Raw genomic sequence first — 23,071 nt, forward strand, 5'->3', positions numbered from 1 at the left:
GGCGGGCGCGGGCGGGCGGGCGCGGGCGGGCGGGCGCGGGCGGGCGGGCGCGGGCGGGTGTGACTCGGGCAAAGGTGGGCGTGCGGAAGCGGGCTCGGCGGCCGGGGGGAGGCGTCGAGCCCGCTTCCGTGGTGGGGGAGTTATGCCGTGGTGGCCCACATGGCGGAGAACGCGGCCGCCTCGCCCGCCAGCCAGCGCTCGATCTCCTCCGGCTTGTCCGACGGGTCCGGGCGCAGGGTCTCGCCGCGGCGGAGGTCGACCAGGGCCGGGGTCGCGTTGGGCAGGATCAGGTCCATGTGGCGGGCCATCAGGTGCAGGGTCGCGACGGCCGCCTCGTCCTGCGGCGGGTCCTCGTCGAAGTGCAGGCGGACCGCCTCGCCGCGGCCGTCCGAGTAGCGCAGGCCGAAGTGCGGGTTGATCTTCACCGGCAGGTTGCCGAGCATGGTCAGGGTGTCGCGGGCTTGGGTGACCTCGACCGGGGTCTCCAGGGTCTCCAGGTAGCGCAGGGCGCCCGGGACGACCGACTCGTAGAGCGGCTTCCAGCGGGCGTTGACCTGGTCGACGACGGCGTTGAGATACGTGCCGCCGGTGCGGAACTGGATGTCGGCCTTCAGGGCCTTGACGAGCTGCCCGTGCGGGTTGAAGCCGGAGCCGGACTCGCGCTGGCGGCGCAGGCCGCCGACGAAGCTCGCCTTGCGCGGACCGGTGCGGCCGACGTAACGGGTGAAACCCAGCAGCGTCGCGTAAGGAACGGAACCGGATTCGGTGGTGGTGACGGGGGCGGTCACGGGCGCTCTCCTCCCAGGTCAAGAGCAACTTTCGTACATACATTCTAATCGAACCGCGCCATGATTCCCACCCATCAAGGAGGTAGGTAAGGTGTGCTTCATGACGAAGTACCACTGGTTCCTGCCGACGACCGGCGACGGTGCCCAGGTCGGCGCGGCGACCGTCACCGCCGGGGCCGCCCGGCACGAGCGGCCGCCGACTGTCGGCTATCTGTCGGAGGTCGCGCGGGCCGCGGAGCGGGCCGGCTTCACGGCCGCCCTCACGCCGGTCGGCGCCGGTTGCCTGGACCCTCTGGTCATGTGTACCGCGATCGCCCAGCACACCACCACGCTCCAGCTGCTGGTCGCGTTCCGGGCCGGGTTCACGCTGCCGACGCTGCTCGCCCAGCAGGCCGAGGCGTTCCAGTGGATCTCCGGCAACCGGCTCGCCCTCAACGTCGTCACCGGCGGCGACCCGGTGGAGCAGCGCGCGTACGGCGACTTCACCGACCACGGCGGGCGCTACGCCCGGACCGACGAGTATCTGCAGATCCTGCGAAAGACGTGGGCGGGCGAGCGGTTCGACTTCGCGGGCGAGTACTACCGCGTCGAGGGAGGCGGGCTCGCGAAGCCGCTCGAGCACGTGCCGGCCGTCTACTTCGGCGGCGCGTCACCGGCAGCCGAGGACGTCGCCGCCCGGCACGCCGACGTGTACCTCCTGTGGGGCGAGCCGGTGGAGGCCATCAAGGAGCGCATCGAACGCATGCGCGCCAAGAACCCGAGCCTGCGCTACGGCCTGCGGATTCACGTGATCGTGCGGGACGACGCCGACCAGGCGTGGGCGGAGGCCGACCGGCTGCTCAAGGGCATGGATCCCGACCGGGTCGCGGCCGCTCAGCAGCGGTTCCAGCGGATGGACTCCGTGGGGCAGGCGCGGATGACCGCGCTCAATCAGCGAGACCTCGTCATCGGGCCGAACCTGTGGGCCGGCATCGGGCTGGTGCGCGAGGGCGCGGGCACCGCACTGGTCGGCAGCCCGGCCGAGATCCGGGCGCGGCTGGCCGAGTACGAGGCCGTGGGGGTCGACGAGTTCATCCTCTCCGGCTGGCCGCACCTGGAGGAGGCCGAGCGGGTCGGTCAGGCGCTCACAGCAAGTCCTGCACCGGTCCCAGCATGAGCCGCACGCCGAACGCGAGCGATCCGAGGGCGACCAGCACGAAGAACACCACGTAGATGATCGCCGGGACGCGGGTCAGGCGGGCGATCTGGTCCGCGTCCGAGTTCGGCGCCTGGCGGCGGAACCGCGACTGCTGCAGCTCGAAGACCGCGCGCACGCCGCCGAGCAGCATGAACCACGCGAAGGCGTAGGCGAACGCACCCTGGATCTGATCCGAGGCGTACCACGACACGACGAACACGATCGCGCCCGCCACGACGATGGAGACCACGCCGTAGACGTTGCGGATCATGATCAGCATGAGCGCCAGGAGTACCAGTAAAATCCAGAGAAGGATCGTCAACCGGCCGACGCCGAGGATCGCCGCCGCGGCGAGCCCCAGCAGGGACGGCGTGATGTAGCCGGCCAGGCCGGTCGCCACCATGCCGAGGCCGGTCGGCTTCCCGCGGGACAGGGTCAGTCCGGACGTGTCGGAGTGCAGCCGGATGCCGGAGAGCCGACGGCCGCTCAGCACTGCGGCCAGCGCGTGGCCGCCCTCGTGTGCGATGGTCACGAAGTTGCGCAGGACCTTCCAGACCGGGCCGAACAGCACCGCGAGCAGCGCGACCGCAGCAGTCGCGAGCACCACCTCGCGGCTGGGGGAGGGCTGCCGGCCGAATGCGTCGTTCAACACGTCGAACACGAATGCAGAGCCTGCCACCTGACGTGTTGAATGAACAGCGTGGAGATCAGGCGCTTTGCGGACACCGACTGGCCGGGCCTCTGGGAGGTGTGGCACGAGGTCGTCGTGGCGGGGGAGAGCTACGACAATGACCCCGCATCGTCCGAGAGCGATGCACGTGCACACTGGACCGGCCTTCTCGGGTTCGAGGTCTGGGTGGCCGTCGAGGACGGTGACGTCCTCGGCACGTACAAGGTCGGGCCCAACAAGGGAAAGCTCGGCGCACACGTCGCCAACGCGAGTTTCATGGTGTCGTCGCGGGCGCGTGGGCGGGGCCTCGGCCGCACGCTCGGCGAGCACTGCCTGGACCGCGCGCGTCAGCTCGGCTTCACGGCGATGCAGTTCAACGCCGTGGTCTCGACCAACACGGTCGCCGTGCGGCTGTGGCGCTCATTGGGCTTCATCATCGTCGGCACCATCCCCGACGGCTTCCAGAGCACGAAGCACGGCCTGGTCGACTTCCATATCATGCATCGGTACCTGTAACGGTGCTGCCCGGGCGTGGGTCCGTGGGGGGAGTTCGCCTGGTAGGAAATGCGTTCCGAAATTGTCGTACCTGTGTGGTGAGGTGTCGGCATGATTGCCGCTGCGCCGCCGGGCTTCGACGAACTCCTCGAGGATCACTGTGCCGACATCAGCGCCCTGACCCGCCACCTGCGTGACGTCATCCTCACGGCCCGCCCGGAGCTGACCGAGCGCGTCTATCGCGGCTGGCACGGGCTGGGCTTCCACCATCCCGAGCGGGGATACATCGCCGCCGTCTTCCCCGGCACTGACTCCGTGTCCGTCGGCTTCGAGCACGGTGCCGACCTGCCCGACGCGCACGGATTACTGCAGGGCACCGGCAAACGCCTGCGCTACCTGCGCTTCACCCCGGACGCGAGCGCCCCGACGCACGAGCACCTGGTGGAGTATCTCGACCTGGCCGTCTCCTAGCACGCCTTGCAGGAAGGTTCCCAGCGCGCTTTGCAGGAAGGCGAGCTGATCCGGCCGCCGCCGCAGCGGCCCCCGACAGCGCCGCGGTCGGCCGACGCGCACCCGCGGCACCTCGCCCAAGATCCGCTCCCACCGTTCCCCGTAGGTCTCCGGCGCGAAGCCACCCGCCCCGGTCGTCGCCGTGACCCGCCCGGCGACGAGCGTGTGTCGCAGTCGCGCCGCACCCGGCACGCCCTCCGCGTCAGGTCAGGTGGGCGCTGGGCGCCACCGGGAGGTTGGGCGAGCGCATCGCCTGGCCCTCCTCCGTCACCACCGCGCACTCGTGGCCCGGCAGCGTGGCCAGCCAGTCCAGGCCGCGCATGCCCATCGCCAGCGCGGCCGTGGCGTAGGCGTCGGCCGTGCCCAGCTCCGGGCCCACGACCGTCACCGAGCGCAGCGCCGTGGCCGGGGCGCCGGTGAAGGGGTTGAGGACGTGGTTGCCGCGCTCGTACGTGCCCGAGGTGGCCACCGCCGTGTTCGTCACCTCCAGCACCCACGCCACCGACATCGCCTCCCACGGGTGGCGGATGCCGACCCGCCAGCGGGAGCGGCCCCCCGGGGCGCCGCGGACGAAGATGTCGCCGCCCGCGTTGAGGCAGTGGTTGGCGGAGCCCTCGGCGAGCAGGCGGTCGCAGGCGCGCTGGACGGCCCAGCCCTTCACGTAGCCCGACGGGTCGAGCCGGCCGCCCGCGTTGATGTCGAAGTAGCCGTCAGTCTCCCGCCAGAGCTCGGCGCAGCGGTCCAGTACCTCGCCCACGACCGGGGAGCAGTCGGCGCGCCGCAGCTCGCCGCGGCCGAGGCGGCTGATCTCGCTCTCCGGCTTGTACGTGCTGAAGATCGTGTCCACCACCCGCAGCCAGTCGAACACGCCGTCGGCGAGCCGCTCCAGCTCCGGCACCGGCAGGTCGTCGGCCAGGTCGAGGCTGACGGCCATGCCCATGACGTGCTCCACGCGGACGAGGCTGTGCGCCATGGCTACGCCTGGTAGGCCCGGTCGATCGCGGACTGGAGCGACAGCTTGTAGCCGGAGCTGGTGTACGTGGCGCCGGAGACCGAGTCGATGTCGGCGCTCTGCGCGGCCAGCGCCTCGGCCTTCAGCTTCGGCAGCGCCGAGTTGTTGATCTGGACCGATCGCGAGTGGTCGCTCGGCGAGTCGAGGACCTTGACGTCGGTGATCTTGCCGCCGGAGACGACGATCGACAGCTCGACGTTGCCGTAGTCGACGTAGACCGCGTTGCCCTTGAAGGTGCCGTCCTTCATCGTCGTGCGCGGCGGCTTGGGCGCGGCGGTCGTCGGCTGGGGCTGGCCGGGCGCCGTCGTCTTGCCGGGCGCCGCCGCCGTGGTGGTCGCGGCCGTACCGGGGACGGCGCTGCCTGGCGCCGTGGACGCCCCCGGCTGCGGTGGAGCGGCGACGGAGCCACTCGGCACCGCGCCAGGCTTCGGCTCGCCCGCGGCGGGCTGCATCGCCTGGTCGGACGGGCTGCTGAAGCCCGCCTTGGCGCCGACGAGCAGGATCGTGCCCGCCGCCGTGCCCATCAGGGCGATCATCGCGCGTCGCACCGCAGTACCAACTCTCAGAACTCGAAGGGGTCCAGGTGAACCTGCCGGCGCGGCACCCGCAGGCGGCGCAGCACCTGCAGGGACTGCTCGACGAGCCCGTCGGGGCCGCAGAGGTACACGTCCCGGTCGGCGATGTCGGGCACGAGCTCGCGCATGCCGGCGGGCGTGAACAGCCGGCGCGGGCCGGGGGCGCGCCGGTCGCCGACGACGAACCACAGCTGGGCGTGCCGCAGCTGGGCGACCTGCTCCAGCTCGTGCCGCAGGTGCAGGTCGTGGACGGCGCTCGCGCGGTACACCACGACGGCCCCCGGCGGCAGCTCCTCCAGCAACGCCCGGATCGGCGCGATGCCGCTGCCGGCCGCGATGAGCAGCGCCCGCTGCCGCACCCGCCGGCTCGCCGTGAAGTCGCCCCACGGGCCCTCGACGAAGATCCGCACGCCCGGCCGCAGGTTGCGCAGGCTGTGGGTGTGGCTGCCGACCGTCTTCACGGTGAGCCGCAGCCAGCGGCCGTTGGGCGCGGCCGAGAGCGAGAACGGGTGGGCCTGCCACCAGTAGCCCCGGGCGAGGAACCGCCAGCGGAAGAACTGCCCCGCCTCGGCGTCGAGATCATGTAAGCGGTGGCCGGTGATGTAGATCGAGACCATGTCCGGGCCTTCGGTCACGACGTCGGCGACCTGCAGCCGGTGACGCAGGTTGAGCCCGAGCGGCGCCAGGATCCGGCCCCACACCACGGCGGCGGCAATCACCACGTAGAACGCGATCCAGGTCGTGCGGCCCAGGCCCGGCCGGAACAGCTCCTGCCCGTTGGAGAACTGGTGCGCGAAGCCGAGCAGCAGCGCCAAATACGCGGTCAGGTGCAGGAAGTACCACAGCTCGTACGGCAGGGCCCGGCGCAGCCCGCGGATGCTCAGCAATCCGATGCACACGAGCATGCCGGTCGCGAGGAACGCGGTGACCATGTCCTCGTACTCGGTCAGGATCGTCCCCAGCTCGCTGACGAACCCGACCCGGTCCGCGTACGCATAGCCGACGGTGATCAGCGCCGCGTGCGACAGGATCGTGATCAGCACCGACCCGCCGAGCTCACGGTGCCACAGCCCGAGGTGGCGGGCGCCGATCCAGCGCTCCAGGAAGCCGACCCGGCTCATCAGCACGATCTGCACGAGCAGCAGGTAGCCCGCGACGAGGCCGGTCACCCGGCCCGCCGACTGGAACAGCTCGGCGGACGTGTTGAGCGAGCCGGTCTCCGTGTTGAGCCACCAGGGCAGTACCGCGAGGCCGAGGCCGCCCCAGAAGAGGGTGCGCAACATGAACCGTCCGGCGCTGTTGTGCTCCACCGGGCGCGCGGCCGGGGCGGCGAGTTGGCCGGCGGGGCGTTGCCGTGGGACGGTCATGGTCGCTGTCTCGTGCTGTGCATGTGGTTCCACTGCCATCTGGATATCAAGGCCCGCAGCTCAGCAGCCATGGGCTAAAGCGGGATTTCAACTTGCGCACAGTTTCTAGCTCCCCGGGCTTCGCCCGCGGTTTTGTGGGGGGTTCCCACCCCACACCCCCCATGCGCCGCTGCGCGACGCACCGAAGTGGGTGGTTGGTCTCCGAGCAGGTGTTCCGCCTCCCGCTGCACACAAGCTGTTCCTAGCTCCACGGGCTTCGCCCGCGGTTTTGTGGGGGGTTCCCACCCCACACCCCCCATGCGCCGCTGCGCGACGCACCGAAGTGGGTGGTTGGTCTCCGAGCGGGTGTTCCGCTTCCCGCTGTACACAAGCTGTTTCTAGCTCCCCGGGCTTCGCCCGCGGTCTCGTGGGGGGTTCCCACCCCACACCCCCCATGCGCCGCTGCGCGACGCACTTGCGTGGGTGCTCACGCTACGAGCTGGGTGTTCGCCTCCACGGAGCCTCTCGCACTACCCCCACATCCCCTTGCGCCGCTGCACGCGCGCTCAAGGTGGTCCTTGCTCCGCGGGCTTTGCGGGCGCGGTGTACTCAAAGGTTTTCTGTGGGAGTCATGGTCGCACGTGGGTCCGACACTTTTTGTCCGCAGCGGTCCTAGACTGTCGCGATGCAGCGGAGCCGGCGGATTGTCCTGGTCACCGCGGCGTTGCTCGTGGCTGCGGCGGTCACGGTGCTCGGCGTCGCGTACTCCATCGGCGCCTTCACCGACGAGGGTCGCTTCGGCACCGCCCCGGGCTGCGGCGTCGTCGACGCGGCCACCGTCGCGCCGGTGCTGGCCAACCCGCAGATCGCCGCCGACGGCGACAACTGCACCGCCACGGACGGCCAGACGCAGATCAACGTCGGCTTCACGGTCGTGACGAAGCGGGGCAACGTCGGCGGCCCGAAGCTCGCGGAGCGCTTCATCGACGCGGTCGGCGGCAGCGACACCGAGCGGCTCAAGGGCGTCGGGGAGCAGGCGATCCGGCAGCGCACCAACGCCATCGGGGCGCCGCAGATCATCACGATGCGGGTCAGCAACCTCATCGTCGTGCTGTCGGTGGCCAACCTGTCGGGCGGCGACCTCCCGGCGGGCGCCGAGGACGGTCTGGTGAAGGTGGCGATGACGCTGGGCACCCGGCTGGCGAAGCAGTAGTTCGCTGCCACTGCACGAAGTCGCAATTCGGGCAGCACCGGCAAGGCCGGATCAAGCGCCCAGCCGGAGAGGGTTGGCTACGGGAGCTGGCGCAGGAAGCGGCCGGCCGCGTCCGAGCGGTCGTGGTACCCCAGCGCCCGGTAGAAGGCGTGCGCCCCCTCGCGCGTACGCATGCTGGTCACCTCGACCGACGAGCACCCGCGCATCAGGCCGAACGTCTCCGCGGCGGCCACGAGGCTCGTGCCGATGCCCCGCCCACGGGCCGACTCGGACACGGCCAGCGCCACGATCCGCAGCCAGGCGCCGTCCTTCTCGAACGACGGGATGATGTGTGCCGCGATCACGCCCAGCAGGCGGCCCCGCTCGTCCCACACGAACGAGGCCCCGTCGGGGTGCTCGACCCAGCGCTGCAACCGCTCCGCGACGTTGGTCTCGCCCTGCGGGTAGCCGAGCTGCTCCAGCAGATCGGCCACCTGCTCGGTGTCGTCGACGGCCAGCCGCCGGACCCCACGGGCGACCTGCATCCGGTAGCTGTGCAGCACGTCTGCGCTCATAGATTGCAGAGTAGAACCGGCCGCCCGATCTGTGCCTGCCGGGAAGTAGTCATTCAAGTTCATGGCTCACGTGCACACGATTCCTGCCTCTTGACATTCCGCATCCGCAGATGCACGTGCGTCAGATCGCGCAGGAGTCGTCGGTGCAGGCCTCGGCGTCCGGCGAGCCGAGCACGGTGAGCGACGACTGGCGCAGCGCCTGCTGGAAGATCTCCACAGGCTGCGCGCCGGAGACGCCGAGCCGGCCCTCGAAGACGAAGAACGGCACGCCGCTGATCCCGTACGCCCGGGCGGTCGCGATGTCCTCCTCCACCCCGTCGGCGAACGAGCCGTCGGCGAGCGCCTGCTTCGCGGCCACCTCGTCCAGGCCGACCTCGCCGGCCAGGCCGGCCAGCACGGCGTGGTCGCCCACGTCGGTGCCCTCGGTGAAGTACGCCCGCATCAGCCGCTCCTTGAGCTCGCCCTGCTTGCCGCCCGCCTTGGCGAAGTGCAGCAGCCGGTGGGCGTCGAGCGTGTTGACGGTGCGGGCGCGATCAAAGTCGTACTGCAGGCCCTCCTCCGCGGCGATGCCCGTCACGTGGGCGAACATCCCCCGGACCTGCGCCTGCGACAGCCCCTTGCGCGCGGCCAGCGACTCGGCCACGGTCCGCGGGTCGCCGCTCGGCGTCGACGGGTCGAGCTGGAAGCTGCGCCACTCGATCGAGACCTCGCCGTCGAACGTGGCCAGGGCCCGCTCCAGGCGACGCTTGCCGATGTAGCACCAGGGGCAGACGATGTCCGACCACACCTCGACCTGGATCATGGGCGCTCCTTACTCGTTGATGCTTCAACAATAGCCTCCGGAGCGGGCTGCGGATCAACGGGCCACAGTGCGACGACGGCCACTCCCAGCACTACGAGGATGCCGGCCAGCACGCGGCACCGCCGGTACCAGAAAAGCCGCAAAGAATGACAGAAGCACCGCTGCCGGCGTGAAGACCCCGAAGAACCAGGGCCAGTCGGCCGAGCGCAGGACCGCGACGGCGACGAGGTTGCCCACGATGCCGCCGATCGAGCTGGCGCAGGCCTGGCACAGCCGCCTTCGACGCGGACGGCGCCCACGGTTGGCTGCGCGCGTGCGTGCGCGAGACCGTGGGCGCCGCCCTGTCGCTCACCAGTCCGAGTTGACCCCGCCGGTGCCCAGGATGACCTGGTCGAACGTGTTGCCGTCGTTGTCGTCGGTGTAGGCGACGCTCAGCTCGCCCCAGTTCGACACCGCGACGCCGATCTGCTCCTGGCGGCCGGTCGCCGTCTGGCTCAGCGGCTGCGCCGCGAGGCGGCCGGCGGTCGTGCCGTCGGCATTGAACCCGCCGACCCACACGTCCGGGTTGGCGCCGCCGACCGACCAGCCGACGACCGTGCTCGTCTGGCCGTCGATGCCGATGACCGGGTTGGCGGCACCGTTCGCGACGAGCACCTCGGCCCCGCGGGCGACCGCCCCGGTGCCGAACGACCGCGTCCACACGCCGGCGGTGCCGGTGTGGTCGGACTCGTACGCGACCGCGAAGTCGCCGTTGAAGTTCGCCGCGATCGCCGGGTGGCGCTGCTGGCCGTCGGCCAGGCTGTTCGCGGTCCGCCGGGACAGCGTCACCGCGCCGTTGGCCTTGGCCAGGCCGACCAGCCCGACGTTGTAGAACCCGTTGCCGTCGCCGTCCTCGTCCCAGACGACCAGCGCGTCGCCGGACGCCGAGACCGCCACGTCCGGCCGGTGGTGCTGGCCGGTGGTCTGGCTGGCGAAGACCTCGTAGGCCTTCGTGGCGGCCGCGGTGTAGCCGGCGGCCTTGACCGTGTACGTCGTGCCCTGGACGTCCTCCCAGACGACCGTGAACGCCGGGGCCGCGGTCGTCGGCGCGCCGTCCGGGTCGACGGCGACCTTCGGCTGGATCTGGTCGCCGGCGGTGTCGGCGTTGGCGCGGCCGGACGCGAGCACGGAGCCGGCGGGGGAGACGACGCGGTACTGGATGTTGAACACCCCGTTGCCGTCCGCGTCCTCGGCCCAGACCACGACGGCGTTGCCCTTGTCGTCGAGGCCGACGTCCGGGCTGATGTGCTTCCAGTTGGTACCGCTGGTGCCGCCCGCCGACAGCTTCAGCTCGTACTTCGCGGTGCCGTTGGTGAACAGCCGCACCCAGACGTCGGAGTGGTTGTTGTTGGCGGCGTCGGTGCTGTCGCGGTCGTCCTCCCAAGCGACGGCGACCTGGCCGTTGCGGTTGGTGGCGATGCTCGGCACGTCCTGGTCGCCGGTCGCGACGCTGTTCGCGGTGGTCCACGTCATCGACGCGGCGGCGAGCGCCGCGGCGACGGCGGCGGTGGTGATGGCGGCCATCGTGCTCCCTTACAGGGCCTGGAGGCCGGGACGGCCGTCGAGGATCGCGAACGACTTGAGCGTGCTGGCGGCGGCGCCGTGCTCGGTCACCGAGGTCAGGCCGCGGAAGTCGGCGGTGACCTGGGCCTGGGTGATCCGGGTCCGGACGTAGCCGCGGCGGTTCGAGTAGAACTTGAGGTGCGGGTTGGTGGCGCCGTTGGGGATCGTCGTGGTGGCCGAGCCGTTGCCGCCCGAGGTGATCGAGGTGCAGACGAGCTCGGTGGCGACGGCGGCCGTCCCGGCGTCGTTCATGACGTTGTTCCCCCAGCTCGCGTGCACGTCGCCGGTGAGGACGAGCGGGTTGCGCACGGCGCGGTCCGAGAAGCCCTGGAGGATGCGCGACCGGGAGGCCCGGTAGCCGTCCCAGGCGTCCATGTTCGACGCGCCGCTCGCGTCGAACTGCTTGGCGAAGAACACCTGCTGGCCGATCACGTCCCACTTGCCGAGGTGCTGGCCCAGGCCGTCGAGCAGCCAGCTCTCCTGCGCGGTGCCGGGCAGGCTGCGGCTGGCCAGGTCGGCGTCGGCGCACACCTTCCAGCCGTCGCCGCACGCCTGGTCGTTGCGGAACTGGCGGGTGTCGAGCATGTGGAAGGTGGCCAGCTGACCCCAGCGGACCCGGCGGTACAGCTGGATCGAGTTCCCGCTGTTCTTGTTGGCCGGCCGCAGCGGCATGTTCTCGTAGTACGCCTGGTAGGCGGCGGTGCGCCGGGCGGTCCACTGCGCGGCGGTCAGCGCCGGGCTGCTGTCGGCGCGCACCATGTTGGCGTAGTTGTTCTCGACCTCGTGGTCGTCCGGCACGACGAGCCAGGGCGCGACGGCGTGAGCCGCCTGAAGATCCGGATCGCTCTTGTACTGCGCGTAACGCCGGCGGTAGTCGGCCAGCGAGACGATCTCGGCGCCGAGGTGCTGCCGCACGCCGGAGGAGCCCGCCCCGCCCTCGTAGATGTAGTCGCCCAGGTGCAGGATCAGGTCGGGACGGTCGTCGGCCATGCGCCGGTAGGCGGTGTAGTAGCCCGACTCGAAGTGCGCGCACGAGGCGAACAGCATCGTGAAGTCGCGGCCGACGGTCGTGACGGCGGGCGCGGTCCGGGTGCGGCCGACGGGCGAGATGTGCCCCTGGGCGCGGAAGCGGTAGTAGTACTCGGCGTCGGGGTTGAGCCCGCCCGCCACGACGTGCACCGAGTGGGCCTCGGGGTAGCGGGCGGTCACCGTGCCGGAGGCGACGAGCGACGCGAACGTGTCGGTGGTCGAGACCTGCCAGTCGACGGCCACGTCGGCGTTGGCCATCCCGCCCTGCCCGTCGGCGTTGAGGGGCGACGGGGCGAGGCGGGTCCAGAGCACGACGCTGCTGGCGTCCGGGTCGCCGGAGGCGACGCCGAGCTGGAACGGGTAGGGGACGGCGGCCTGCGCACTCTTGGCGGCCGCGAGGACGACGCCGGTGGTGGCGAGCCCACCGAGGACGAACGTGCGGCGGCTGAGCCCGGGCTTGGCTTTCATGGCGACACCATCGAGTTCCCCCGTGAACACAGCGTGTCCGCTCGCTGTATAGATAACTACGGATATGTTTGGATCAAAGTGGCCGCGTCACCCTCCAGCAGCGTCGGCGCGAGCTCGGTGCCGCTGTGCTGGGACTCCCGCACGATCCGGCCGAACTCGGCCGCGGGCCGGCTGTTGGCCGCCGCGACGAGCAGGTGGTCCGGGTCGGGGATCGCGACCACGATCCGTTCGGTCTCCAGCAGCTGCGTCATGCGCTGCGGGAAGTCGGGCAGCGCGACCGCCGAGGAGACGAAGTAGCCCTCCCGGCGTAACGACAGCACCCCGTTGTCGAGGGCGTCCACGCGCAGGCCCCGGGTGAGGTTGCCGAACGCCTCGCCGAGCCGGTCGGCGAACGTGGAGCGGTCCATGAAGTGGCTCACGCCGACCGTGCCCCGCTCGGTGGTCGCGACCATGGCCAGCGCCACGGCCAGCCCACCGGGCACCACCTCGTGGAACGGCAGCGCCTGCAGCAGCGGGCCGCTCTGCGGCCGGACGCTCCACAGCACCGGCAGCAGCTCGCCGCTCTCCTCGGCGTGGCGCACCTTCTGCTCGAACTCGGCCTTCGCCATGGCCTGGTACGCCTCGGCGAAGGCGGCGTCCCAGTCGCCGTCGCTCGGCCGCTCGAACGAGTACGTGAGCCGGGCCTCCGGGAACTCGTGCTCGATGAACGCGAGGTCCGCCGGCGACGGCTCCCACTCGCTGTAGAGCTCGACGACCTGCGCACCGGTCGCGCGGTGCGCCCGCTGCACCTCGTGCCAGGCCTGCCGGACGGCGTCGTCGTCGCGGGTCCGCCCCTGACCGATCGCCGGCCGCTCGACGCCGGCCAGCCGGAACGCGACGAGATTGCTCGATGGGTCCTTGTCCATGCGCGGCACGGTACCCGCTTCCGCCGGCCTCGGCAGGACTGTCCACAAGTGCTCGGTTATCCACAGATTCGGCCCAAGATCCCAGCGGGGTGGCCGGGTCGTGGCGCAAGCTGCGGGCCGAACCACCTACTGGAGGGAGACTCCCGATGTTCGACACGACGGTGACCATCGTCGGCAACGTGCTCAACCCGCCGGACGCCCGGCGGCTGGTGGACAGCCAGGCGCTCGTCACGCATTTCAAGGTGGCGGCCCACTCGCGGAAGTTCGACCGGGCCGGCGAGCGCTGGGTCGACGGGGACAGCCTGCGGGTGCGCGTGAACTGCTGGCGCCAGCTGGCCGACAACGTCGCCCGCAGCGTGAACGTGGGCGACCCGGTGATCGTGACCGGCCGGCTCTACAGCCGCGACTGGGAGGGCGACGATCACGTCAAACGGGTGAGCTACGAGCTGGACGCGTTCTCGGTCGGGCACGACCTGGCCCGCGGTCGCTCGAAGTTCGCGCGGATCAAGACGAGCACGCAGACGTCGTCGATCGACGACGAGCAGGCCGACAGGCGCATCGGCGAGGCGCCGACCGAGCCGGCGCCGGAGGTGACCGAGTTGCCGCGCCGCCGGGAGTACGACGGCGACCTCGGCGGCTACGTCACCCTGGTGGACGAGGAGGCGGTCCGCGATCCGTTCGCGGACGAGGTGCTGGCGGAGCTGGCCGAATCGCTGGACCCGGCTTCTGGGGCTTCCGCGGAGGACCCCTCGGAGGACTCCTCGGACGACGCTTCGGACGACGCTTCGGACGACGCTTCGGACGACTCGTCGGATGACGACGACGTCCCGGAGCCGGTGGCCGGTCGGCGGCGGCGTACCCGGCGGGTGGCGGTTCCCGCGTAACCGCGGGTTCGTGCGGCCGCGCCGGTATAGCATCCGCCGTCCCGGGTAGGCGGACCCGGTGTGCGGAAGTGTTCGTGGACCGGGCCGGCTTTTGCCGGCCGGTCCGGTCGTCACGGGCAACCGACCAGATTGACGCAATCCATTGCCTGAGGGCAGTCCAAGATCCGACACGAAGAACGAACAGTGGCATGACTTGGGCGGTTCATGCGCTGGGCTGGCCCCACAGCTCTACAATTCGTAACGGTCGAGCACCGCCGCTCGTTGCCCCGTTGACTGTCGTTCGCGCCAGCCAATAGGCTCCGCGGCGGACTCGTCGGCGAGCAGGCGGGGCCCTTGTATGGACTCGACAATCCACGACCCGTCTGCCCATCGGGTTCTTGCTGATCTGGAGGGCGGCATGGTCGCACCGGCCACGCTACGTGTCGATGCCGTTGAGCTCGACTCGATCAACGCGACGATCGAGCGGCTGGCCGGCGAGTTCGACACCGTCGAAAGTGGGCCGTTCCTCCGGGCCGTCACCCTCGCGTCCCACGAATTGCCCGCCCGCATTCGCGGTGAGCTGCTCGACTTCAAGATGGAGGAGACCAACGGCGCAATTCTGATCCAGGGATTGCCGGTCGACGACACGGAGATCGGTCTGACGCCGTTCGGTCAGCCGCACGACGAGCGGGCGACCCTGCGCCAGGACATCGCCTTCTTCCTCTTCGCCTCCTGCCTGGGCGACCCGATCGGCTGGGAGACGTACCAGCAGGGCCGCCTCCTGCAGCACGTCGCCCCGCAGCCCGGTCACGAGCTCGACCAGACGAGCACGGGCTCGATCAGCAACCTCGAATGGCACACGGAAGAGGCCTACCACCCCTTCCGCCCCGACTACGTGGGCCTGATGTGCCTGCGCAACCACGATCACGTGGCCACGACGCTCACGCAGGTCGCCGACCTGAAGCTGAGCGCGGAGGACCAGGCGCTGCTGCGCGAGAAGCGCTACGTGATCCGGCCGGACGACGCCCACGTCAAGCACCGCGAGGACGTCCCGGGCCTGGCCGACCGGCTCCACAGCTACGGGCGCATCGACCAGATGCTCGCCGCCCCGGAGCCGGTGGCCCTGATGTTCGGCGCCGAGGACAGCCCGTATCTGCGCGTCGACCCGTACTACATGGACAAGCCCGACCAGGACGAGTACGCGGCGGCTTATCTGCGCCTGTGCGGCGAGATCGACGCGAACCTCCAGGACGTCCCGCTCCAGCCCGGCGAGATCCTGTTTCTGGACAACTGGAGAACCGTTCACGGCCGCAAGCCCTTCCGGGCCGACTACGACGGCCGCGACCGCTGGCTGAAGCGCCTGAGCCTCACGCGCGACCTGCGCAAGTCCCGCCACATGCGGTCCCAGGTCAACGGCCGCAGCATCGGCTGACCGTTCGCGCCACGGGCGCGTCGAACATAGGAGTTGCCGTGCGTCGGCCGCTCGTGGTGTCCTGGGAACGTCGATATGGCTCCCCACAAGCGAATCCGCCGGCGCAGGCGGTAGCCTGTGCGACGACATGCGCTCGTAGCTCAGCGGATAGAGCAGGGGACTTCTAATCCCAAGGTCGTAGGTTCGATCCCTACCGGGCGCACCACGTTGACCAGGGCATATTCAGATCCTTGGGTCATTTGGCACAGCAGGCTACCCGCGTCGACAGCGCTGTGAGTGGTCGCCACTCAGGGCGCAATCGCGGGCGGGACCTGTCAACCTTGGTTTTGACGGGGCGCCGCGGGTGCAGGCGATGGAGATCATGTGGTGATCTGGTCTGTCGGCTTACGGAACAGCGCAACCAACCAACCGATGAGCAGCACGAGGGCGACCGCACCCGCCACCGCCGCCGCGATGAGGAACGGCCGCTCGCCCCGCGAGAACCAGAACTGGTGCACGGCCAGCGACCATGCCAGCCCGAGCACCGCGAAATACGCAGTGAAGTGCGTGCGGGACAGCCGGCCGAGACCGCCCCAGATCCGCTGTCCCCGCGTACTCACGCCGCGCCGGCCAACCACGACGACCGCATAGGCGAAGAGCGTCACGCCCGGCACCTCCAGCAGGGTGAACATGACGCTCACCAGAATGCGGACAAGCATGCCGGTCTACCTCCGTGCCGCACTGGGAGCCCATCTGGCACTGATCGCGACACTGCCCACCCACCCCACGATCGCTTCGTTGACTCTGTCGAACACGTTCTGGGCGCCCAGCGAGCTGTGCCTCAGGGTGCCGACGAGCGGGGCCAATTGGTCGAAGAGCTCCCTGGCGTCCTCCAGGGCGGCCTCCCGGGTCGCCACCACGTGCTTCGTGTTCGCCGTGATGTCGACGAAGTCGGAGTCGACGGACACCGTCCAACTCCACGTCGAGGCGTTGCGGCGTGACGGGTCGACGATGGCTTGACCAGCGCCGTCCAAGCGACGGTGATCCGCATTGCTGAACGCGCTGTCCCGCATGATGGCGGCGAGTCGATCGGAGAGCAGCGTCATCGACAGGTCCTTCCTGCATCGGCGAGTGTCCAACCCAACGATGGAGCAACGACGCCACCGACGGCAATTGGCGCGCCGAGGCCAAGGCTGCGGCCTGCCCGGACATACGGCCACGGCCGCGGACCGCCGCGCCACAAGGCCCGGGCCGGTCCGCTGGGCCGACCGCTGGCCCGTCCCGGAAACCCGGCAGATGAGCGCCTCCGGGGCAGCATGATGACCGTGCACCTCGCCCGCCACGTCGATGACAAGGTCCCGGTCGTTCCAAGCCCCCGACATCGCAGGAGTCCAGGAGTGACAACGCAAGCCACCCCGGCAACAGCACCGCCGCCCGCGCCGTCAACGCCGGCACCGCCGTCTGCGGCGACGACGGCGCCGCCGTCCGCGACGACCATGCCGGCACCGCCGTCCGCGCCATCGGCGACGGCGTCGCCGTCCGCGGCCACGAAGCCGGTGCGGCGCTCGGCGATGAGCCGATGAACGGGCGCCGCCGCGAGGACACCCGCAACGCCATCGGCATGCTGACCCTGCTGTTCCAGGCGCCCTTGGACGGCGAGACCCGGTCCGAGTACCTCCAGCAGATGATCGGTGAGGACGACGCCGTCGTCGACATCGGGCGGGCGTTCACCGGCATGACCAACCTGGCCGCGCTCATCCTCATCGAGCACACCCGGGCCACCGGGACGCCGGCTGCCGAGGTCCTCCAGCGCATCGCCGCCGACCTCGCCGCGGACGAGCCTGACTAACCCCACAACGCGCCAGGGCCGGCCGCACCATGGCGACGCTGTGTGGGAGCAACGTTGGGAATGAGTGCTGTCCTGATGGCCTCCTTCGTTCGGTTGTGGAACGGGCCGGGTTGCCCGGGCCGGCGCCGGGGCAGCTGAGCCGGCGGCGGTGGGCACCCCGGCGTCCCCTCCGTCGGCCTAGGCGACGGTGCTCAGACGTCGGGGACGGCGATGGGCGGGGCGCGCGTCCTGCATCGGGTTAATCCGGACCGGTACTGGTTGCCTGCCATCGCCGTCTCCCTCCCGTTCGAGAGGAAGCCTGCGCCCAACCCGGCCACCGCCGCTCGACCCCACTGCCGAATCTGTGGATAACCATCGGCTTGTGGACAACCGCCGGTCGGCGGACGACCCGCCGCAACCGGCTCTGAGCAGGGCTGAGAGTCTTCGCGAGGGGATCAGGCGTAGCCGGGAATTGCCGCGTCGACGTCGGCCTGCCGCATCGGCGGCGCCTGCCGTACATCTGCGAAAAGCTCCCAGATGCCGCGGCGGCGAACCAGCAGTTTGCGCGAGAGCAGGTGGCGGTCGCCGGCGAAGAACACCCGGTCGACGGCCCGGCGGACCTTGGCCAGCCCGGGCGGGGAGTGCGAACCGGTGACGATGACGACGTCGCGGGCCGGTACGCCGACGACGAGCTCGCCCGGCACGGAGCGCTCGAGCCCGGCCCACAGGGGCTCGGCGAGCAGGAGGGTCGACGCGATGCCGTCGAAGTTGAGGATGAGGGCCGGCGGCTGGCCGTGGACGGCGACGGAGTCGAGGCGGGCGTCGAGGTTGTACGCGGCCTGGCGGCGCAGCATCCGTCGAGGCATTTCCATTCGTTGCAGGTCAGCCCAGGTCACGAGGCGCTGCCCGAACGGCGGGCCGTAGCTATACCCCACTCCGAGGCCGCCCATGAAGTCGTCGAGCACGGGCGCGTGCACGTCGTCCCGCCGGACATCGCGGAGCGGGACGAGCACGGGGAGGAGCACGAGCTGCACGACAGCAAAATAAGACGGTGACGGATGTGAGACAAGCTCTTGTTTTCGCACCATCTGATTGCTATTGGGGTCACCGTGGACCGCCTCCGGTTTTGTCAGACCCCCTCGGTAGGTTCTCCGCATGGCTCAACCCAGGTTCGCAGCGGACGCCGTCGGCATGGTGCTCGGCGCGCTGCTCGACGTCGTGTTCGGTGACCCGCGCCGGTGGCATCCGGTGGCGGGCTTCGGTCGGTTCGCGTCGCTCGTCGAGCGGCGCACCTATGCGGACGACCGGGTCGCGGGGGCCCGCTTCGCCCTGGTGACCGTCGGTGTTCCCGTCGTCGCCGCCGCGGCCGCGGCCAGGCTGACCAGGCGCAGACCGCTGGCCCGCACCGTGCTCGTGGCCGGCGTGACCTGGGCCGCGCTCGGCGGCACGAGCCTCGCCCGGGAGGGGCGCGTGATGGCCGACCGGCTGGAGCGCGGCGACCTGACCGGCGCGCGGGAGCAGTTGCCCAACCTGTGCGGGCGCGATCCGTCCGCCCTCGAAGCGCCGCAGTTGGCCCGGGCGACGGTCGAGTCGGTCGCGGAGAACACCTCCGACGCCGTTGTCGGGCCGCTGTTCTGGGGCGCCGTCGCCGGGCTGCCGGGCATCGTCGGCTACCGGGCGGTGAACACGCTGGACGCCATGGTCGGGCACCGCTCGTCGCGCTATGCCCGGTTCGGCACCGCGTCGGCTCGCCTCGACGACCTCGCCAACCTGGCACCGTCGCGGTTGACGGCGGCGCTGACGGTGGCGGCGGCGCCGGTGGCCGGCGGTGACCCGGGCCGGGCACTGCGGATCTGGCAGCGCGACGGCGGGAGCCACCCGAGCCCCAACTCCGGGCAGTGCGAGGCCTCGATGGCGGGGGCGCTGGGCGTGCGGCTGGGCGGCCGGAATGTGTACGGGAACCGCGTCGAGGAGCGGCCGACGCTCGGCGACGGCGGCCTGCCGACCCCGCGGGACGTGCGGCGGGCCGCGGCGCTGTCCGTGACCGTCGGTGCGGCCGCCGTCGGGCTGGCCGCCGCGGCGCGCTGGTGGCGTGGGCGATGAGCGGCAAGGGCGGGCTTCTCGTCGCCGGCACGACGTCCGATGCCGGCAAGAGCATGCTCACGGCGGGGATCTGCCGGTGGCTGCGCCGGCAGGGGGTCGACGTGGCGCCGTTCAAGGCGCAGAACATGTCCAACAACTCGGCCGTGGCGATCGAGCCCGACGGCACCGGCGGTGAGATCGGGCGGGCGCAGGCGCTGCAGGCGGTCGCGTGCGGGCTGGCGCCGAGCGTGCGGTTCAACCCGGTGCTGCTCAAGCCGGGCTCCGACCGGACCAGCCAGGTGATCGTGCTCGGGCAGGCGGTCGGGCACATCGGCGCGGCAAATTACGCGGAGATCAAGGACCGCCTGCGGGCCACGGTGCTGGAGACGCTCGACGAGCTGCGGCGGCGGCACGACGTGGTGATCTGCGAGGGGGCGGGCAGCCCGGCGGAGATCAACCTGCGGGCGACCGACCTGGCCAACATGGGCCTGGCGCGGGCCGCCGACCTGCCGGTGATCGTCGTCGGGGACATCGACCGGGGCGGGGTGTTCGCCGCGCTGTACGGGACGCTGGCCCTGCTCGACGCGGACGACCAGGCGCACATCGCGGGGTTCGTCATCAACAAGTTCCGGGGCGACGCCGGGCTGCTGCGGCCGGGCGTCGACTCGCTGACCAGCCTTACCGGGCGGCCGACGCTGGGCGTCGTGCCCTGGTCGTTCGACCTGTGGCTGGACGCGGAGGACTCGCTGGCGTACGACGGGCGGGTGCTCGGCCGCCCCGCGGCGGCGCGCGGCAGCCAGTGGCTGCGGGTCGCGGTGGTCCGGCTGCCACGGCTCTCCAATGCGACCGACGCCGAGGCGCTCGCGTGCGAGCCGGGGGTCCAGGTGCGGCTCACCGTCGAGCCGGCCGACCTGGCCGACGTCGACCTCGTGGTCATCCCGGGCAGCAAGTCCACAGTGGACGACCTGGCGTGGCTGCGCGAGCGCGGGCTGGCCGACGCGGTGCTGGCGCACGCGGCGGCGGGGAAGCCGGTGCTCGGGATCTGCGGCGGGTTCCAGATGCTCGCGGAGCGCATCCACGACGACGTGGAGAGCCGGCGCGGGGAGGTGCCGGGGCTGGGGCTGCTGCCGGTGGACATCGCGTTCGCCGAGCGCAAGACGCTGGCGCTGCCGGAGGGCACGGCGTTCGGCGAGGTGGCGGTCCGGGGGTACGAGATCCATCACGGCAAGGTCACCCGCTCCGGCGCCGAGCCGATGATCCGGCTGGCGGGCGACGGCGGCGAGGGGGCCGTGGTGGGCAACGTGTTCGGGACGCACTGGCACGGCGCATTCGAGACGGACGGGTTCCGTCGCGCGTTCCTGACCGAGGCGGCGCGGCTGGCGGGGCGGCACGGGTTCGCGGTCGCGCCGGACACGTCGTTCGCGGCGCTGCGGGAGCGGACCGTCGACATCCTGGGCGACCTGGTCGAGGAGCACCTCGACACCAGCGCGCTGTGGCGCCTGATCGAGGGTGGCGCCCCGATCGGCCTCCCGACGATCGTTCCGGGGCTCCGATGAGCGCCGAACCGGCCGACCGTCCCGACGCCACGGCGAACGGCAAGCCGGCCGAGGGTCTGCCCGGACCTGCGGTGAACGGTAAGCCGGCCGAGCGACCATCCGGACCCGCGGTGGACAGCGAGCCAGCCGGCCGTCCGTCCCTGGCTGCGGCGAACGGCGAGCTGGCCGAGGGTCCGCCCGGGGCCGCGGCCCGTGGCGGGGGGAAGGGGCGGTTCGACGAGCTGGCGCGGACGGTTCTGGCGCGGCCGGCGCGGCTCGGGGGCGTGCGGCTCGTGGCCGTGGACGGGCGGGCCGGGTCGGGCAAGACCACGTTCGCGGCTCGGCTGGCGCGGGCGCTGCGGGCCGAGGGGAGCGCCGTGGCGGAGCTGCACACCGACGACTTCCTCGATGGCTGGACCAAGCTGCTGGCCTGGCAGCCGCGGCTGCGGGAGTGGGTCTTCGAGCCGTTCCGCGCGGGGCGGGCGGGGGCGCTGCGGCGGTACGACTGGAGTGCCGAGCGGCTCGAAGACGCCTGGTCGGCGCTGGAGGTTCCGCAGACGCTGGTGGTCGAGGGAGTTGGGAGCGCATCGGCGGCGATGCGGCCGGACCTCACCCTGGGGGTGTTCGTCGAGGCGCCGCGGGCGTTGCGGCTCGCGCGCGGGCTGGAGCGGGACGGGGAGGCGTTACGGCCGCAATGGGAGCGGTGGATGGCGGACGAGGACGTGCATTTCGGCGGCGATCCGACGGCCGGCGCGGTCGACCTGCGGGTCGACGGAGCGCCGCGCGTCGAACACGATCCGCAAATTGAGTACATCATCGTCGCGAGCGGGTAGACGGCCTGCGTAACACTGGGAGACGATCCGATGGGACGCGGCGAACTGACGTGCTGGTTCGTGGCGGTTCGGCGGCCCAAGATCGCATGGAAGCGTGAGCGGCAGACGGGGAGGCGGGGCGGATGAGCACCGAGGACGCGCAGAGCGGGAACCCTCCGGCACGACGGCGGGTGGTGTTGACCGGGATCAGCTCCCGGGCCTGGGAACATCCGGCGGACCGCGGGGCACTGGTGGCGCTGCGGGAGCTGCGCGGGTTCGATGATGTGCTCAAGTCGCTGCACGCGCTGTGGAACGAGCGGGCCTGGCGGCTGCAGTTCCTGGGCAATGCGATCCGCGTCGACCACCGGCAGTATCCGCGGGTCCACCGGCTGCTCGCCGAGGCCGGCGCGTCGCTGGACATCGCCGAGCTGCCCGAGCTGTACGTGCAGGCCGACCGCGCGATCAACGGCATGTGCATCGGCATGTCGAAGCCGTTCATCGTGGTCAACAGCGGTGCTGTCGAGCTGCTCGACGACGAGGAGCTGCGCTGCATGCTCGGGCATGAGCTCGGGCACCTGGTCAGCGGCCACTCGGTGTACCGGACGATGGTCCTGATCCTCACCGACTGGGCCGTGCGGCTCTCGTGGCTGCCCGTCGGGTCGATGGTGCTGCGGGCGATCGTCGCGGCGCTCATGGAGTGGTGGCGCAAGGCCGAGCTGTCGGCCGACCGGGCCGGGCTGCTCGCCTGCCAGGACCCGGCCGCGTCGCTGCGGCTCGCGATGAAGCTCGCCGGCGGCGGTGACCTGTCGGAGGTCGACACGACGGCGTTCCTGGAGCAGGCGGCCGAGTTCGACCGGGCCGGCGACCTGCGCGACAGCCTGATCAAGATCCGGATGGTGACCGCCCGTTCGCACCCGATGCCGGTCGCCCGGGCCGCCGAGGTGCGGGCCTGGATCGACAGCGGGGAGTACCAGCGCATCCTCTCCGGCGACTACCCCCGCCGCGACGGCGACGGCGACGCCTCGGTGAGCGAGGAGATCAAGGCCGCGGCGGCCTCGTACCGCCAGGCGTTCAACCGCTCCCAGGACCCGCTCGTGTCCCTCCTGCGCAAGCTGGGTGACGGCGCCTCCGACGTCGGTGACTGGGTGGGCTCCAGCGCCGGCCGCATGCGGGGCTGGATGAAGGGCAACGGCTCCGACGGCAGCGACGCCCGCCCGGCCGGCTGACCGAGGAGCGCGAGGCCGGGCCCGTTCGCGCGGGCCCGCGGCGGCGCGGGGGCAGTGCGGCGTGGGGGCCCGCGGGAGAGCGGGGTCTGTGCGCGGGCCGGGTCGGGTCGGTGCGCGAGCGGGGGTGCTGCTGTGGCTGTGGCTCAGCGCGAAAGGTGACGCCGGGCC

24 protein-coding genes and 1 tRNA gene are annotated in these 23,071 nt (G+C 71.4%); 12 read left to right on the plus strand and 13 right to left on the minus strand.

Going from position 1 to position 23,071, the window contains the following annotated elements:
- Positions 1–140: 140 nt before the first annotated feature.
- A complete protein-coding gene (locus tag ABZS66_RS41005) occupies positions 141–788 on the minus strand; it encodes a hypothetical protein (RefSeq protein WP_354767555.1) in 648 nt (215 codons plus the stop codon).
- Between the two features lie 100 nt (positions 789–888).
- Here ABZS66_RS41005 and ABZS66_RS41010 point away from each other — a divergent pair, with 100 nt between their 5' ends.
- Positions 889–1,944 carry an LLM class flavin-dependent oxidoreductase gene (locus tag ABZS66_RS41010; RefSeq protein WP_354767557.1) on the plus strand — a complete coding sequence of 352 codons (1,056 nt, stop codon included), beginning with the start codon at positions 889–891 and terminating at the stop codon, positions 1,942–1,944.
- Here ABZS66_RS41010 and ABZS66_RS41015 read toward each other — a convergent pair.
- A complete protein-coding gene (locus ABZS66_RS41015; RefSeq protein WP_354767559.1) occupies positions 1,913–2,626 on the minus strand; it encodes a M50 family metallopeptidase in 714 nt (237 codons plus the stop codon). The genes ABZS66_RS41010 and ABZS66_RS41015 overlap by 32 nt on opposite strands.
- A 30-nt stretch (positions 2,627–2,656) precedes the next feature.
- Between ABZS66_RS41015 and ABZS66_RS41020 the strand changes: the two genes are divergently transcribed.
- Positions 2,657–3,151: a GNAT family N-acetyltransferase gene (locus tag ABZS66_RS41020; RefSeq protein ID WP_354767560.1), complete on the plus strand. Its 495-nt coding sequence runs from the start codon at positions 2,657–2,659 to the stop codon at positions 3,149–3,151.
- A 90-nt stretch (positions 3,152–3,241) separates the two neighbouring features.
- Positions 3,242–3,601, plus strand: a complete 360-nt coding sequence (locus ABZS66_RS41025; protein WP_354767562.1) for a DUF1801 domain-containing protein — start codon at positions 3,242–3,244, stop codon at positions 3,599–3,601.
- A 241-nt stretch (positions 3,602–3,842) separates the two neighbouring features.
- On the opposite strand, the gene ABZS66_RS41030 is transcribed toward ABZS66_RS41025, so the two are convergent.
- The 3 genes from ABZS66_RS41030 to ABZS66_RS41040 are packed head-to-tail and all read right to left on the minus strand — an operon-like array spanning position 3,843 to position 6,594.
- On the minus strand, positions 3,843–4,580 hold the full coding sequence (locus tag ABZS66_RS41030; RefSeq protein ID WP_354767613.1) for an FAD:protein FMN transferase: 738 nt from the start codon (positions 4,578–4,580) through the stop codon (positions 3,843–3,845).
- Positions 4,581–4,615: 35 nt separating this feature from the next.
- Positions 4,616–5,200: an FMN-binding protein gene (locus ABZS66_RS41035; protein ID WP_354767564.1), complete on the minus strand. Its 585-nt coding sequence runs from the start codon at positions 5,198–5,200 to the stop codon at positions 4,616–4,618.
- Positions 5,201–5,214: 14 nt separating this feature from the next.
- Positions 5,215–6,594 carry a ferric reductase-like transmembrane domain-containing protein gene (locus ABZS66_RS41040; RefSeq protein WP_354767566.1) on the minus strand — a complete coding sequence of 460 codons (1,380 nt, stop codon included), beginning with the start codon at positions 6,592–6,594 and terminating at the stop codon, positions 5,215–5,217.
- Between the two features lie 664 nt (positions 6,595–7,258).
- On the opposite strand from ABZS66_RS41040, the gene ABZS66_RS41045 reads away from it, so the two are divergent.
- Positions 7,259–7,786, plus strand: coding sequence for a hypothetical protein (locus tag ABZS66_RS41045; protein ID WP_354767568.1), 528 nt, complete (start codon positions 7,259–7,261; stop codon positions 7,784–7,786).
- Between the two features lie 77 nt (positions 7,787–7,863).
- On the opposite strand, the gene ABZS66_RS41050 is transcribed toward ABZS66_RS41045, so the two are convergent.
- The 5 genes from ABZS66_RS41050 to ABZS66_RS41070 form a co-directional block, all read right to left on the minus strand.
- Positions 7,864–8,340 carry a GNAT family N-acetyltransferase gene (locus ABZS66_RS41050; protein WP_354767569.1) on the minus strand — a complete coding sequence of 159 codons (477 nt, stop codon included), beginning with the start codon at positions 8,338–8,340 and terminating at the stop codon, positions 7,864–7,866.
- A gap of 121 nt (positions 8,341–8,461) precedes the next feature.
- On the minus strand, positions 8,462–9,142 hold the full coding sequence (locus ABZS66_RS41055; protein WP_354767571.1) for a DsbA family oxidoreductase: 681 nt from the start codon (positions 9,140–9,142) through the stop codon (positions 8,462–8,464).
- Positions 9,143–9,490: 348 nt separating this feature from the next.
- Entirely contained in the window at positions 9,491–10,705 is a 1,215-nt protein-coding gene (locus tag ABZS66_RS41060; RefSeq protein ID WP_354767573.1) for a hypothetical protein, read from the minus strand.
- 9 nt (positions 10,706–10,714) lie between these two features.
- The gene (locus ABZS66_RS41065; protein WP_354767575.1) at positions 10,715–12,241 is read right to left on the minus strand and encodes an alkaline phosphatase D family protein; all 1,527 of its coding nucleotides are present in this window, start codon (positions 12,239–12,241) and stop codon (positions 10,715–10,717) included.
- A 56-nt stretch (positions 12,242–12,297) separates the two neighbouring features.
- Positions 12,298–13,146, minus strand: a complete 849-nt coding sequence (locus ABZS66_RS41070) for a hypothetical protein (RefSeq protein ID WP_354767577.1) — start codon at positions 13,144–13,146, stop codon at positions 12,298–12,300.
- 146 nt (positions 13,147–13,292) lie between these two features.
- Here ABZS66_RS41070 and ABZS66_RS41075 point away from each other — a divergent pair, with 146 nt between their 5' ends.
- The 3 genes from ABZS66_RS41075 (at position 13,293) to ABZS66_RS41085 (ending at position 15,646) form a co-directional block, all read left to right on the plus strand.
- Positions 13,293–14,030: a single-stranded DNA-binding protein gene (locus tag ABZS66_RS41075; RefSeq protein ID WP_354767579.1), complete on the plus strand. Its 738-nt coding sequence runs from the start codon at positions 13,293–13,295 to the stop codon at positions 14,028–14,030.
- A 397-nt stretch (positions 14,031–14,427) separates the two neighbouring features.
- Positions 14,428–15,441 (plus strand): guanitoxin biosynthesis L-enduracididine beta-hydroxylase GntD, encoded by a 1,014-nt coding sequence (gene gntD, locus ABZS66_RS41080; protein ID WP_354767581.1) that lies wholly within the window; start codon positions 14,428–14,430, stop codon positions 15,439–15,441.
- Positions 15,442–15,570: 129 nt separating this feature from the next.
- A tRNA-Arg gene (locus ABZS66_RS41085) sits at positions 15,571–15,646 on the plus strand.
- A gap of 154 nt (positions 15,647–15,800) precedes the next feature.
- On the opposite strand, the gene ABZS66_RS41090 is transcribed toward ABZS66_RS41085, so the two are convergent.
- Together ABZS66_RS41090 and ABZS66_RS41095 are read right to left on the minus strand one after the other, a co-directional pair.
- The gene (locus ABZS66_RS41090) at positions 15,801–16,112 is read right to left on the minus strand and encodes a hypothetical protein (RefSeq protein ID WP_354767583.1); all 312 of its coding nucleotides are present in this window, start codon (positions 16,110–16,112) and stop codon (positions 15,801–15,803) included.
- Between the two features lie 33 nt (positions 16,113–16,145).
- Positions 16,146–16,526: a hypothetical protein gene (locus ABZS66_RS41095; RefSeq protein ID WP_354767585.1), complete on the minus strand. Its 381-nt coding sequence runs from the start codon at positions 16,524–16,526 to the stop codon at positions 16,146–16,148.
- Between the two features lie 473 nt (positions 16,527–16,999).
- Between ABZS66_RS41095 and ABZS66_RS41100 the strand changes: the two genes are divergently transcribed.
- Positions 17,000–17,269, plus strand: coding sequence for a hypothetical protein (locus ABZS66_RS41100; protein ID WP_354767587.1), 270 nt, complete (start codon positions 17,000–17,002; stop codon positions 17,267–17,269).
- Between the two features lie 434 nt (positions 17,270–17,703).
- Here ABZS66_RS41100 and ABZS66_RS41105 read toward each other — a convergent pair whose 3' ends face one another.
- Positions 17,704–18,282: a hypothetical protein gene (locus ABZS66_RS41105; RefSeq protein ID WP_354767589.1), complete on the minus strand. Its 579-nt coding sequence runs from the start codon at positions 18,280–18,282 to the stop codon at positions 17,704–17,706.
- Positions 18,283–18,403: 121 nt separating this feature from the next.
- Between ABZS66_RS41105 and ABZS66_RS41110 the strand changes: the two genes are divergently transcribed.
- The 4 genes from ABZS66_RS41110 to ABZS66_RS41125 all read left to right on the plus strand — a co-directional run bounded on the left by ABZS66_RS41110 (position 18,404) and on the right by ABZS66_RS41125 (position 22,903).
- Positions 18,404–19,351, plus strand: a complete 948-nt coding sequence (locus ABZS66_RS41110) for a cobalamin biosynthesis protein (RefSeq protein ID WP_354767591.1) — start codon at positions 18,404–18,406, stop codon at positions 19,349–19,351.
- Positions 19,348–20,886: a cobyric acid synthase gene (locus ABZS66_RS41115; protein WP_354767593.1), complete on the plus strand. Its 1,539-nt coding sequence runs from the start codon at positions 19,348–19,350 to the stop codon at positions 20,884–20,886. The genes ABZS66_RS41110 and ABZS66_RS41115 overlap by 4 nt, the downstream gene beginning before the upstream one ends.
- On the plus strand, positions 20,883–21,698 hold the full coding sequence (locus tag ABZS66_RS41120) for a hypothetical protein (RefSeq protein ID WP_354767595.1): 816 nt from the start codon (positions 20,883–20,885) through the stop codon (positions 21,696–21,698). The genes ABZS66_RS41115 and ABZS66_RS41120 overlap by 4 nt, the downstream gene beginning before the upstream one ends.
- A gap of 122 nt (positions 21,699–21,820) precedes the next feature.
- Positions 21,821–22,903 (plus strand): M48 family metallopeptidase, encoded by a 1,083-nt coding sequence (locus ABZS66_RS41125; RefSeq protein ID WP_354767597.1) that lies wholly within the window; start codon positions 21,821–21,823, stop codon positions 22,901–22,903.
- The last annotated feature ends 168 nt before the right edge of the window (positions 22,904–23,071 follow it).

Origin of the sequence: Dactylosporangium sp. NPDC005572, from assembly GCF_040605515.1 — a bacterium.
Lineage (GTDB): Bacteria > Actinomycetota > Actinomycetes > Mycobacteriales > Micromonosporaceae > Dactylosporangium.